We start from the raw sequence: 13386 nt of genomic DNA on the forward strand, positions 1-13386 counted from the left end.
GCTGGTTTTCAAGCACCCGGACGAACGCGGTCGCATCCGTCCTATGTTCGATGAGTTTTGTCCAGTCCAGTCTGGACTCGATCATTCAGGGCAAGGGGCGAAGCCCCTCTGCCCGAACAACCCAGCCTTGCTTTGGAAATCCGGGCGCGTTGCCGGTGGAGCCGTCCCAGCCACCGGCCATCATTCCGACTGCCAGCAGCAATCCGCCGTTCGATGGGAAATAAGTTTCCGCGGCCCGCGTGTATCCCGGACCATCTGGCCCGACAGGTTTCGCTGAACCATCGGCGGTGGGCACGAAGCTGTCGGCGTGTTCGTCGAGGTGTACGCGTGGCGTCATGCCACTCAATCCGTACTGGTTGTTCTTCCCGTTGAACAAAAGAAAGCTCATCGCGGTCTCGGGTTCGTGCAAGCGCGCGGCGGTCATAGCGATCAGCGGATAATCCCAGCCCCAGGTCTGTCGTAGATCCCACAACGTTGCGACCGCGTTCAAAGTGCGCTTCATCGTCGGTCGATCCACGCTCTCTCCTGGCAACAATCCAAACGCGCCGAGGAACGAGGGATGATCCCGATTGAAGCAGTCATGCGTAGTACGCCCATTCGAACACTCCGTGCTGCGCGCTTGATCCCAGAGGGACGGGAATGACTCCGTCGCGACATACAAACCATCCTTCGCCGGCAGCGGCGACAACTTCGCGAGCACGCGGTCCCAATCGGCATTGCGCGGCAGGCCCAGCCGCTCGCGCCATTTCTGGGCCGTCGTCAACCCGAACCGAAAGTACTCCAGCTCGAAGGTTGGATTGAACGTCGCCAGCGGGGCCCACACTTCCTGGGCCGGAATGATCGGTGGACCGATGACGTATTGACCGCGTTGCTCATCGAAATGTGGGAACGAAGCGAGCAGGTCCGCCGTCGCGAACACCAGCTCCTGATACCTGGCGAGCGTGTCGCGAGAAGGCTGAGCGCGATACAGCAGCTCGGCCAGATAAATCGGATGGGGCTGTTGCCACATGATGAACGGCGACACCTTGCTCGGGCTGTTGCGACCTTCGGGGCCGACCATCTTGGGCCACCAGGCGCCGCGAACGTCGTGCTCGGCAGCGAGCTTCTTCGCCGCGGGCAGGTGCTGCAGATACCAGGACATGCTGCGTTCGAGCAGCTCCGGCCGGCCCCAAAGCGCGAAGTGCGCCGAATGCCAAGGATGCATTTCCATGTGGAACTTGCCGTTCCAGCTGTTGGAGAACAATCCTTCTTCCTGCGGCGGCAACGTGCCGGCACCGTTCAGCGCCATCAGGTATTGCGACAACACGACACGACGCTCCAACTCGCTCGCGCGTGGATCGGTGCTGCCTGTGAAATCCACCATCGCGCCCTGGGACCAATAGTTCTTCCAGTGCGTGGTCGTGTCATTCTTCGCCGTCGCTGCGTCAGGAAGCGTTTCGCGAATCGCCTCGGGAGCAAACTGAACCATCAGCGTCAATCGATCGGGCCGGCCGGTGGGAAGGACGCGATAGGTGTGCGGGCCCGACGGAGTGAATTTCACATCGGTGTCGGCCTGCGCGGCGACGTAGTAGCGAGTGTCGTCGAGGGCGCGGTCGAGTTTCAGGCGGCGTGTGTCACGAGCGCGCTCGATCGTTTCATGCTTGTCAGGATGGTTCCAGTCCGCCGGATCGGGATTGAGCTTGGCCGACACGCCCGGAAATTTCACATCCACGCCGAGCCGGCCCGTCGCGAGCAGCGGCGAGGTGAGCTCGACCATCACCATATCGAGCGTCGGGTGCACGCGTGTCTGCACTTGAATCTCGTTGCCCTCAAACGAGAAGCGGCTCGTGAGTGAGCCGCTCCAGAGGTCCAGGGTCTGCCGGGGCTCGGCAAGCTCGGTGAATTTTGCCGGCTTGCCGTCGCTCGATGTTAGATAGAGCGATAGTCGGCCGAGTGAGAATCGGTGCGGGTTCTCGCGCAGCCATGCTATGGCGGGTTTAGAGGCGTCCTGCCAATCCGAATAGTATGCGTATGGATATTTCTTGCCGCGCACGTCGATCTGCGTGAAGCCATCCGCTTCTTTGAAGCCTTGCGGATTCGGAAAGCTGTGCCAGGCCCACTGCGCTTGGGTCATCAGCGGTACGAGCGCCGAGTACTGATCCTGGAAAGTCTGCAGTCCGGTGATGTCGGCAGTGAATGCAATGTTGCCGTTGCCGACCATGAGCGGGGCGGAAGGGTCGATCTGGGTCAGCGTCGGGTTGTGACGTTGCGTGAGCGCGCGACGATCGATGCGAGCTGCTTCGTTGCTGCTCGTGGTCGCCGTGCCGTCGGCCTTCGCGATCTCTACCGCATACACGTGCGTCGGACCGTGCATGTTGGAGCGGAACACCACCCACTTCTGATCCGGCGTAAAGGTGACGTTGGGCTCCAGGCGGTAGTGGTGCGACTTCATGCTGACCAGCTTCTCGGCTTCGAAGTGTCCTGCGTGAATCAGGTTCTGCTTCGAGACCGGACCGGTCGCGCGATTCTCCGCGAGCTTGGGACGGAACAGATAAATCCACCTGCCGTCCTTCGCCTCGGCGACCTGTGCCTCGTCGCCGCCGTCGCCCGCGAACATCGTACCGTCGGGGCTCACGTTGAAATGAATGGACCACTGATCGCGCGTCAGGTTGTACCAGGTGCGCTGTCGGGTCTCGAGGTTGTAGCCAGCGACCCAGAACACTTCGCTGCGCGGCGTTTGCAGGTCGTACCAGATCGTCTTGCCGTCCGCCGAGAAGAACTCGTGGCCGGCGATTTCCATGTGCATGGTGCGCTCATGGATCCTGGTGAGTTGCGAGCCGTCGGTGCGAATCGTCCAGATACGATCCACTTCGTGCCACGGCCCTTCGTGGCAGAACATGATCATGTTCGGATCGGTGGGCGAGAATTGCAGATGGTTCAGCCAGTCGCGCGCGGTATGAACGTTCTTGAGCTCGCCCGTCGCAATGTTGACCGTGAAAATGGTGCGCTCGAGCCGCTGCTCGAACACTTGCCGGATGCGCAGGCCGCGGGCCTGGTGATAGGTGATGGGCTTGCCGTCCGGACCGACCTGCGGCTCCTTCGGCGCCTCGCCGACCTGGATTTCTTCGCCATTGACCCAGGAGCCGAGCAGCAGGGTTTCATCGGCATTCACGGACACCAGGCTGCCGCGGGGTATTTTCGCGATCCTGCGCGTCTTGTGCGTGTCCATGTGAGTGGCATAGACCCAGCGCGCCTTGCTGTCCTTCTCGTCCTGGCGCGTGTAGTAAACATTGCCGCTCTTGCGGCCTGTCATCATGATGCGCAAGTTGTCGCCCCTGGCGACTTCCGCGATCTTGCGCGTAGCCAGATCGATGGTCGAGATGCCGTGCTCGGTGGTGACGACCAGCTTTTTGCCGTCGGGCGAGTAGCTGTTCTGGTGAAAATACAAGCTCGCCGTGCCGGGCTCTTTCGACAGGCGAATCACACGATGGCCGGTTTCCTGATCGATCCATTCGGTGGGAGGCTCCGGCTCGGCGGCCGCGGCAACCTGTAGCGTGGCTGAAAGGACGGCTGGCAACAGCACCAGCGCCGCGCTCAAACTGAATCGCATCAACTACCTCCAAGCGTCACTTGCACGCCATTGATCTCCGCTCGAATCGGCGCGGCGATCCGCGCTGCTTTCGATGTGAGATAGGTATTCCAATCCGCGGCTGACTTGAACTTGCCGGCCGGCCTCCACGCGCCACCCACGAAGTAACGAATGGTCTCGCCCGGTTTGACTTTCACGAGCACCAAGCTATCGGGCCGACCTTTCGCGGCCGGAGTGGTGCGCGCGAAGCCCGCAAACTCGGCTTCGGGCGCCAACACGACGCCGGTGCCGAGCTCATCGTGAGATGGGTGATCTTGGTATTTTTCCCACAGCGCGATGAGCTTGCTGCGTGCGTCGGAACTCACTTGAACGTTTGCGGCGGCGGGATGCTCGGTGAGGCCGATCGCCACCGTCAGCGGGTCGCCCGTGAAATCGAACGTGCTGTGCACCTCATCGAGCTGTTGGCCGGCGTCAACGATGAAGCGCTTACGTTCGGTGATCTTCACACCGTTGCCGGCGTCCCAGGGTTCGTAGGTGAGCTCGAAGATCGCGCGCACGGGACCATTTGCGTAGACATGGTTCGTCTGCCAGTTGCCCGAGACTGCCAACTGCTGGCCATCCCAAATGCCCACGCCGCCGACACCACGACCCCGGCCGACTTCGTAGAAATCCAGGCCTTCACCCGTATCCGTGTGCAAGCCGTCATGGCCCTTGCGATACCAGCGATCCGTCACGAGGTACGGGACCTTCTTGGTCCACAGATCGATGCCACTGCTGGTCATCTGATCTTTGCCAGCAACTGGCTGCGCGAGAGCAGGGCCGTAGGCGCGATGAGCTACTACGTCGTTTTCCCACGCAAAGTCATCCCACCGTTCCGGCACGTGGCCCGCCCACACTTTGCTGGGGAAGGGCGGCTGCGGTTTGGAGGCGGATTCGATGGTGACGGTCACGCGCGATTCGTTCGCGCGAAAGTCACGTTGGAAGATCAGGTCGTCATACTCGGCGGGCCCGCGATGGATGTGCTTCATCGCCGTGACTTGCGACGGGATGACCGCGCCCTTCGCGTCGCGAACGATCACCTGATCGAACGTCAAGTCGGGCAGCGCCTTCTTCACTTCGGTGAATGGGATGACGATGGTTTCCGCCGGTCGCGCAAGCCTGGCGTCGTTGTGAAGAACGATAGTTGCCTTCGCTGCGAGTGCGGCCTGCGCAGACAGGCTCAGCGCTACGGCGATGCCGATCGCCAGCGCAGTACGTTCGATCATCGCAGCAGCGCTGCGGCGGTCCACAGCATCGGCGACTGGCCGTGCAGATCGCCGGTCTTGCGCGGACGGTCGAAGTAGAATTTCTTCTGCACCTCGAGATCCGGTCCGACTTCTTTCGAAGCCTTGTTGGTGCCTACGACGGTCTCGCGAACGTTAGCCGCAGCATCGACGTAGGGAACGAGACCGAGCCAGGCTTTGCGAGCGGCCGGACCGTAAGCCGATGCATCGAGCCAGCCGCGCTTCACGCCTTCGACCAGCGCGAAGGCAAACATGGCGCTGCCCGAGGTCTCGGGCCAGAAGTCCGGCTGATCGATCAGCTGCAGCCACAACCCGTCCGCGCTCTGATACTTCAGCAGGCCAGCCATCATCAATCGATAGCCTTGCATGATGCGGTTGTAGTGCGGATGTTCTGGCGGCAGCACCGACAGCACTTCAGCCATGCCGGCCGCGACCCAGCCATTGCCGCGCCCCCAGTAGAAAGGAGAGTCGGGGCTGTGCAGGAACAAGCCGTTCGGCTGTTGCAGCTTGTCCAGGTACGCGACCATGGTCATGGATACGCGATCCAGATACTTTGCATCCTTGGTCGCGCGATACGCCTGCACCTGCAATACCGGCAACATATAAAGGTCATCCGACCAGTAGCGCGCCTCGGTCGTGATGCCATCGGGCGTCGTGTTCTCCCACTGCTTATCGGCGAAGTCGCGGCCGAGCGTGAGGTACGACGGGTCGCCATTGATCTGGTAGATCTCCAACGGAACGACGCCGGTGATGCGGTAATCGACGTGCGAGCGCGGGCTGAGCCGTCTCGCGCCTTCGGGCGTGCGGAACTGATCGAACTTGCCGATGAGCTGCCGTTGCAAGCTCTGGTCTTCGGTGATCTGGGCGACTTGCAACGCGCCGTACCAGGCGCAGACCTCTGGATAGATGATCCAGCGGTGGAAGGAGTTCACCTGAAAGTCGAAACCGCGCGCGGCGAAGTTGTTTGCGATCCGGCGGCCGACGACCGCGGGATCGGCTCCCTCCGGCCAATTGGAGAAGTAGCTTTTCGTGGCGATGGTCGGATCGAACGCGCGCTGAGGCGCGTCCGAAGCGGTAGAGCATCCTGCCAACATCGCGACGCTGGAGATGAGCGTCGCGATGACTCCTGCGTTACGTCGGGCGAACATGAGGGTCCTCGAGGTCAGTACGTCCAGCGTACGCCCAGCAACAATTCCCGACCAGTATGGCGATAGCGGGACACGAGGTTGTCCTGGTCGACATAAGAGTCCGTGTATTCGTCCGTCAGGTTGATGCCTTCCAGCGACACCGTGAGCGTGTCGGTGACGTTGTACGAGACGGACGCGTCGATGTTGGTCGCATCGTTCACGCCTTCCTCGGTGGTGCCATTGCCGCCCGGGAAGGCGGTGAGGTACTTGCCTCGGAACGCAGACGAGACCCGCGCGCTGAACTTCTGCGTTTCATAGTACAACGTCAGGTTGTACGTGTTGCGTGAGAGATTGAGCAGGTCGTTGCGAATTCCGTGACCATTCGGATCCACGCCGTACTTCACGCTGGATTCGATGTAAGTGTAGTTGCCGATGAAGCCGAAGTTGCTCCAGGCGCCCGGCAGAAACGAGAACGGCTGCTGATATTGGAACTCGAGGCCGCGGATCCATCCGCCCTCGCCGTTGATATTGCGGGTGACCTCGAACGCAGTCGCCGGATCGATGCCGGCGAGCAGATCGATCGGCAAGCCGGTTTCTGTGAACGGCAGGCCGCGGGTTTCTTTCACGCTGAAAGACTTGATGTCCTTGTAGAACAATCCGAGGGCCAGCAACGCCTCATCCTTGAAGTACCACTCGGCGCCGAGGTCGTAGTTGGTCGCGCGGAACGGATCGAGCAATGGATTGCCGAAGCTCACCGTGCGCGAGCCCACGTTGACGGTACCGCCGGGCGTCAGATCCCCGAGCGACGGCCGCGCCATCACCTTGGCTGCGCCGAAGCGCACCAGAAAATCCTGACTGGGCTCGAGCACCAGGTTCAGCGACGGCAGCGTGTCCGTGTACTCGTTGTCGACACGCACGACTTCATTGCCGACGCCGGTGCGGTTCAGAATGCCTGTGGAAGTCACTTCGGTTTGAGCGTAGCGAACGCCGGTCGTGCCACGCAGTGGCATGTCGAACACGTCGTACTCGAAATCGACGGCGAGGAACGCGCTGGCATCCTCTTCGGAGACGTTGCGCGTGTCGCCGGTCGAGACTGTCAGTGCGTAGGTCGGATCGGTGAACAGCCCGACGTAGCCGGCAGATTTCCACACGTCCGGCACGATGTAGTTGCGGTCCGAGCCTGCAGGAATGTTCAGATCGCGACCTACGGGCAGGTTGCGAGCGATGCTGCCGACCCCGACCAGCCGTCGATCCGCCGCCAGCGCTCCGCCCGAAGAGAAGTCCTGCATGTCGACTTCGAACTTCTTGGCCAGTGCGCCGCCTTTCAACGTCAGGCCGTCGGTCACGTCGAACTCGAGCGAGAATTTGCCGGTGTCGTAGCTGTTGACGACCGAGCTCTCGCGCCGACGCGCTTCGGTGAGCGTCCACAGCGCCGGATTGGTCATGTCGATGCCGTGAACCAGGTACGGCATGCGGTCCTGGCCGTTGCGGAAGTCATAGGTGTAGCCGTCGACGTTGAGCGCGTCGTAAGCGAACGAGAAGTTATAGGGCGTGTCGAGGTCGTTCTCGCTCGTGCCGACCAGCGCTCTGAGCCGGAACGTGTCGCTGAACTCGTGCGTGCCGCTGAGCGTGAACTGGTGATACTTGGTGATGTGGCGCTCGAAGCCGTTCTCGGAGCGCAGATCCACGTTGTCGAACACGCCGTAGACGAGATTGTCGCCTTCCAGCGCGTAGTCGCGCACCACGGTCTCGTTGATGCCTGTCGCATTGGTGCGGCTGAAGGAGATGGAGCCGGCGTTCGCGTTCTCGGTCTGGCTGCTGTAGTAGGCGTATAGAGCGTCGAAGTTGAGCAGCGTCTTTTCGGTCGGCGCCCATTGAAGCGCGGCAGTCAGTCCGTAGCGCTTCTGTTCGAGCAGGCTCTCCGCATATCGCGGAATACGCGGATGGAAGCCTTCATTCACGGCAGTGAACTCGTCGGGTGACGCACAAGGCAGACAGCTGCCGAAGTTGCCGGTGGGATTCGAAGTGCTGCCGGGCGTGCGATCGATGATTGCCTGGCCGTTGTCGCCCCAGCGAGTGGTGCCGAAGCCTTCATCGAAAGGATTGCGCTCGCTGTACGCCGCGGAGAAGAGGGCGCCGAAGGTGCGATCGTCGTTCGACCAGCTGATGAGCCCGGCCGCGCGTGGGTTAGTGTTTTCGGTCACGTCGTTGAAGCTCGCCTGGCCGGACAGCGCCGTGCGAAAGCCCTGGTAATCGAAGGGCCGCGCGGTTTGCAGATCGACGGTGGCGCCGAGCGAGCCTTCGTCCAGGTCGGCTGTCTGCGTTTTGCGAACCACGATGCTCTGGAACAGCTCGGAGGCGAACACGTTGAAGTCGAAGCCGCGACCGCGATTGCCGGTGGAGCCGGCCACAGTTTCCATGCCGTTGATATTGGTGCGCGTGAAGTCGCCGCCGAGACCGCGAACCGTGATCGTGCGGCCCTGGCCGCCTTCGCGATTGATCGTCACGCCCGGAATGCGCTGAATCGCTTCGGCCAGGTTCAAATCGGGAAAGTCGGCGATGTCTTCGGCAACGATGGAGTCGACGGCGGCGATTTCTTCGCGCTTCACGTCCAGCGCTTTGTTCAAGCTCTGGCGAAAGCCGGTGACGACGACTTCTTCGACTTCCTGAGCGGTGACCTGTGTGGCGGCTGTGGTGGTGAGAGCAGCTGCCGCCGCCGAACGAACGGCCCAATGAGCGAGACCGCGTTTCGAACCCTTGCGCATCATCCAATCCCCTGAGCTTGATTCTCTTGTCGCGACAACGCGCGTTTTCATAACTGAACGCGGTTTCAGAACTAGCCTATTGAACGCTGACACCGGTGACAACCCCGCGAATCCGCTTTATTCAGTGCCGTTGTGGATCGCGCGATGCGTGATTTGGATTGATGCTTGCGCGCGTGTGCGAGTGAGTAGATTCTTCTTGTGACAACGGAGGCCAATCTCATGAGCGACGCACGTCCCCCTTTGCCGCCCTTCACTCGCGAGACCGCGATTCAGAAAGTTCGCTTAGCTGAGGACGCGTGGAACAGCCGCGATCCGGCGCGCGTCGCGCTCGCATACACGGTCGACAGCCAGTGGCGAAACCGTTCCGAGTTTCCGCAGGGACGAGAGCAGATCGTCGAGTTCCTGACGCGCAAGTGGCGCCGCGAGCTCGAGTATCGACTCATCAAAGAGCTGTGGACGTTCGGCGACAATCGCATCGCCGTGCGCTTCGCCTACGAATGGCGCGACGATGCCAACAACTGGTATCGCTCTTACGGCAACGAGAACTGGGAGTTCGATGCGAACGGGCTCATGCAGCGCCGTTACGCCAGCATCAACGATCTGCCGATCGCCGAATCGGAGCGCAAGTATCGTTGGCCGCAAGGACGGCGGCCGGACGATCACCCGGGGTTGAGCGAGCTCGGGCTGTGAGTAATCAGCGGGGCGTCGCCGCCGTCGTCCAGTTGATCACGTGATAAGTCGCCGGGCCGTTGCCGACGTTGCGCAGCGAGTGCATCTGGTTCGAGGCGTTGAAGACGACGGCGCCCGGGCCGACGCGCTTCATCTTGCCATCGACCAGCACTTCGACCGTGCCTTCCTTCACGATCACCAGCTCTTCGTTGGGATGCTTGTGAGGTGCGTGCGAGGTGGCGCCGGCGGGCAGCGTCGTGACGTGCAGTTCGAGCTCATCGAGCGTCGCGGTCGGCGCGCGGAAGAATTGACGGACGGCGCGGACTTCCTCTTGGTTGACGGGCACGTCGTCCCAGTCGAGAGCCGTCGAGCTCATGACTTTGGGATTCGAGGTGGCGAGTGTGGCAACGCCGATCGTCGCGGTCACGGACACAGCGGCAATAGTCATATCGCGAAGAGTGATCACAACGGGCTCCTGTACACGAAACGAAACAGGGCCGACCGGCGCGGCCGGCCCTGCAAGGGCAACAGTTATCTGACTACGATGAAGACTACACCGGTCTCACTGCGTCGATAGCCATCCCAGACGGACAGGAACAATTTCAGAGTTGTTCCCTTCTTCACAGCGCGGAAGGCAGCGGCATCGGCAACGGTGATCGCGCCGGTGTCCGGGTCGATCGCGAATATGCCTGCGGCGCTACAATGTTCCGTTTGCCACTGCGAGAACGTGGTGCCCGCGTCGGCATCCGTCGCTATCGCCGTACCGACGACCGTTCCCTCGGCCGCCTTCTTGGGGACCGAGAAGAACTGAACCGGAATCTCAGCGCGCTCGTTCTGAACGTAACGTTGCAGCCACTGCATTGCCGGACGTTCGGCGCCGTTCTCATAAGTCAGCCATGCGCCTTGTGCTGTTCGCCAGTGGCCGGGGCGATAGCCCCACAACGTAATGCCGCGCACGGCCGGGTGCTCCCAGAACACCGGAAAGATTTTCTGGTAGCCCGCGAGTTGCACGGGATCGTCGTTGCCGTCGATGTCGAGCTCGGTCACGTAGATCGGCAGCCGGGTCTTGCCCGCCAGATAGTCGAGATTGGCGCGCAGGTTCGGCATCGGGGCGGCCTCGGTGGTCGAGAACGCATGGCCCTGGATGCCGACCAGATCGATCAATCTGCGGGCCTTCAACAGCTTGATGATGCCGATGTAGGTTTCCGTCGCGCTCCGATCGTTGACGATGCTGTAGTCATTGAGCATCAGCTTGGCGTTCGGGAAATATTCGCGCGCCAGCGTGAACGCAGTGATGATCCAATCCCAGCCGGTTGCGCCTGCGCCGCCGAGTGCTTCGTAATAATTGCCACAGCCGCCGCAGGACTGGCCCGGCGGAGTGTTCGCTGGTGTGAGCGGCGGATCGTGCAACGGCTCGTTCACGACTTCGATTTGCTCGAGATCGGGATAGCGCTCGGCAATGGCGGCCAGCCACTCGCGAATTTCTTCGAGTTGCTCGGCCGGCGGCAGATTCTGCAGCCACTCCGGCTGCTGATTGCCCCAGAACAGCACGTGCCATTTGAAGATGAAGCCATTGGTGCGCGCCATTTGATAAGCCGCATCCGCCTGCGTCCAGTTCATCACATCGCGGGTGCCTTCCACCGAGGCCCACTTACCGCCGTTCTCCGGCGTCACTTGATTCCAATACGCGGCAAAGTTGGCTGTCTGCGCCGGACTGTGGGCGCTGCCCAGGAACTTCGACTTGCCCGTGGCGATCGGCGGACCAGGCGGCGTATAGGGTGGCGGAGGTGGAGGCGGCGGCGTGCCGGTCGCGGCGGAGCCGGTGTCCAGATTGTTCACCGTGTACCACGAGCCTTGCCGGCCGAACGCGAACTTGTCGATGAAGTTGCCGGTCTCGCGGCCGCCGACCGAAAAAGTCTGCGTGAGATTGTCGGCCGGCACAGACCAGGTCGCGGGCCCGGCGAAGCCCGTGATCCTGAACCACTTGAACACACCAGTGGTCGCCGGACCGCCATTGCGAACCGTGTCGGCCGGTGCCGTGAAGCCGCCGCCGTCGACTTGATTGATCAGCACCCATTCGCCGGTGCCGACCTTGTTGCCAAAGCCGTTGCCGACATAGAAGCTGTCGTCGCTGCCGCCGCCGGGACCGACCCGGAAGCGCGCGTACAAGTCATAATTCCCCGCTGCTGGAAACGTGACGGAGTAGGTGAGCGCACCGTCGGCGGTCGCGGGCGGCCCGAAGCCGGGCGAATCGTTGACGATGGTGACGTAGGTGGCGCCTTCGGTGGCGCCGACACTATAGGCAGAGCTGATGCTGGCTGATTCCGCTTCGACGATGATTGGCTCGGTCTGTGCCGCCGCGGTGAGCGGCACGGCCAAGATTACAAACGCACCAAGGAACGCACGCGGATCCATGCTCATGGCATATCCCCCAAGCTTGTTTTGTAGCGTTGAATCGGGCTCTTCGGCGCAGCCACGCTAACACCGATTGACTAGGACTGGTAGCGGTATCATCATGCGTACACAAAGGGCCAGCTGCGCTGGCCAACACCTGCAAGAAACATCGATCCGCACGTCGGTTGCCGCCGCGTGCAACGGGGGCTCATTGCGCATCGATCAGACAGGCGCCGCAGGCGCATGACCATTCTCGGCGTTGTGTTTGCCGTCGCGCTGCTGATCGCGTTGATCGCGATCCTGCGCGTTCAGCCCTTCGTGGCGTTCATCGTCACCTCGCTGGTCGCAGCGCTGGTGCTCGGACTGCCGATCGAGAAAATTCCAAGAACCATCGAGCGCGGCATCGGCGACATGCTCGGCTCGCTGTCGATCGTGATTTGCCTGGGCGCGATGTTCGGCAAATTGATCGCAGACAGCGGCGCCGCGCAGCGCATTGCCGAGGCGCTGATGAATTTGTTCGGCCCGTCGCGCGTGCCGCTGGCGATGGCGCTCACCGGCTTCATCGTCGGCATTCCGTTGTTCTACAACGTCGGCTTCGTGCTGATGGTGCCGCTGGTCTTCTCGGTGGTCTATCGCTCCAAACTGCCGCCGATGCTGGTGGGCATTCCGATGTTGTCCGGCCTGTCGATCGCTCATGGCTTTCTGCCGCCGCACCCGTCGCCGACCGCGCTGGTCGCACAGTTCGGCGCCGACATGGGCAAGACACTGATGTACGGTTGCGTGATCAGCGTGCCGACGCTGCTCATTGCCGGTCCATTGTTCGCTCGCAGTCTGAAGCGCATCGCGGTCGGGTCGTTGGATCTGTTCAAGCCGACGACGCTGACCGATGACCAGTTGCCCGGCACGTTCAACAGCTTCGCTTGCGCACTGCTGCCGGTGGTGTTGATCAGCGGCGCGACCTTGCTCAGCTACGGAAACTTCGATGCTTCGACCCGAACGCTGATCGATTTCCTCGGCAATCCGATGCTCGTGATGCTGGTGTCGCTGTTCGTGGGCTCGATCACGCTCGGCGTCTCGAGGGGACGCAAGCTCTGGCAATTGATGGAAAGCTATGGGCACGCCATTCGCGACATCGCCGGCATCCTGCTCATCATCGGCGGCGCTGGCGCGCTGAAGCAGGTATTCGTCGACAGCGGCGTGAACACAGAGTTGGGAAGTTTGCTCGGTAGCGCCCCCATTCATCCGCTGGTGCTCGGCTGGCTGGTGGCTTTCGCGATCCGGATTGCGCTCGGCTCGGCGACGGTGGCGGGCCTGACGGCGGCGGGCATCGTTGCGCCGTTGATCCAGATCAGCGGTGTCGATGCGAATCTGATGGTGCTCGCGGTCGGCGCGGGCAGCTTGATGTGCTCTCACGTCAACGACTCGGCGTTCTGGATGTTCAAGGAGTACTTCCAGGTCAGCCTGCGCGACACGTTCCGTTCCTGGACCATGATGGAAACATTGGTCGGCAGCCTGGGGTTGGTTTTCGTACTGTTGTTGAACGCGGCGCTGTAGAGCGGGCACGGCAGCGAACACCCGTG

8 protein-coding genes are annotated in these 13386 nt (G+C 61.8%); 2 read left to right on the plus strand and 6 right to left on the minus strand.

All coding sequences use genetic code 11. The features are described 5' to 3' along the window. Nucleotides 1-85: 85 nt before the first annotated feature. The 4 genes from EK373_RS33345 to EK373_RS12900 are packed head-to-tail and all read right to left on the minus strand — an operon-like array spanning nucleotide 86 to nucleotide 8743. Nucleotides 86-3589, minus strand: a complete 3504-nt coding sequence (locus tag EK373_RS33345; RefSeq protein WP_198683255.1) for an oligogalacturonate lyase family protein — start codon at nucleotides 3587-3589, stop codon at nucleotides 86-88. Then, nucleotides 3589-4833 carry a DUF4861 family protein gene (locus EK373_RS12890; protein WP_129643036.1) on the minus strand — a complete coding sequence of 415 codons (1245 nt, stop codon included), beginning with the start codon at nucleotides 4831-4833 and terminating at the stop codon, nucleotides 3589-3591. Before EK373_RS12890 ends, EK373_RS33345 begins: the two co-directional genes overlap by 1 nt. Beyond that, on the minus strand, nucleotides 4830-5999 hold the full coding sequence (locus EK373_RS12895; protein ID WP_129643037.1) for a glycoside hydrolase family 88/105 protein: 1170 nt from the start codon (nucleotides 5997-5999) through the stop codon (nucleotides 4830-4832). The genes EK373_RS12890 and EK373_RS12895 overlap by 4 nt, the downstream gene beginning before the upstream one ends. A gap of 14 nt (nucleotides 6000-6013) precedes the next feature. Then, the gene (locus tag EK373_RS12900) at nucleotides 6014-8743 is read right to left on the minus strand and encodes a TonB-dependent receptor (protein WP_157994343.1); all 2730 of its coding nucleotides are present in this window, start codon (nucleotides 8741-8743) and stop codon (nucleotides 6014-6016) included. Nucleotides 8744-8962: 219 nt separating this feature from the next. Between EK373_RS12900 and EK373_RS12905 the strand changes: the two genes are divergently transcribed. Beyond that, nucleotides 8963-9433, plus strand: a complete 471-nt coding sequence (locus EK373_RS12905) for a nuclear transport factor 2 family protein (protein WP_129643039.1) — start codon at nucleotides 8963-8965, stop codon at nucleotides 9431-9433. A 4-nt stretch (nucleotides 9434-9437) separates the two neighbouring features. Here the strand turns inward: EK373_RS12905 and EK373_RS12910 are convergent, their stop codons facing one another. Together EK373_RS12910 and EK373_RS12915 are read right to left on the minus strand one after the other, a co-directional pair. Further along, nucleotides 9438-9878, minus strand: coding sequence for a cupin domain-containing protein (locus tag EK373_RS12910; RefSeq protein ID WP_198683256.1), 441 nt, complete (start codon nucleotides 9876-9878; stop codon nucleotides 9438-9440). Nucleotides 9879-9943: 65 nt separating this feature from the next. After that, nucleotides 9944-11833: an endo-1,4-beta-xylanase gene (locus tag EK373_RS12915; RefSeq protein ID WP_129643040.1), complete on the minus strand. Its 1890-nt coding sequence runs from the start codon at nucleotides 11831-11833 to the stop codon at nucleotides 9944-9946. Between the two features lie 216 nt (nucleotides 11834-12049). On the opposite strand from EK373_RS12915, the gene EK373_RS12920 reads away from it, so the two are divergent. After that, entirely contained in the window at nucleotides 12050-13360 is a 1311-nt protein-coding gene (locus tag EK373_RS12920; RefSeq protein ID WP_129643041.1) for a gluconate:H+ symporter, read from the plus strand. The last annotated feature ends 26 nt before the right edge of the window (nucleotides 13361-13386 follow it).

It is taken from the genome of Peristeroidobacter agariperforans (genome assembly GCF_004138335.1).
GTDB lineage: Bacteria > Pseudomonadota > Gammaproteobacteria > Steroidobacterales > Steroidobacteraceae > Steroidobacter > Steroidobacter agariperforans.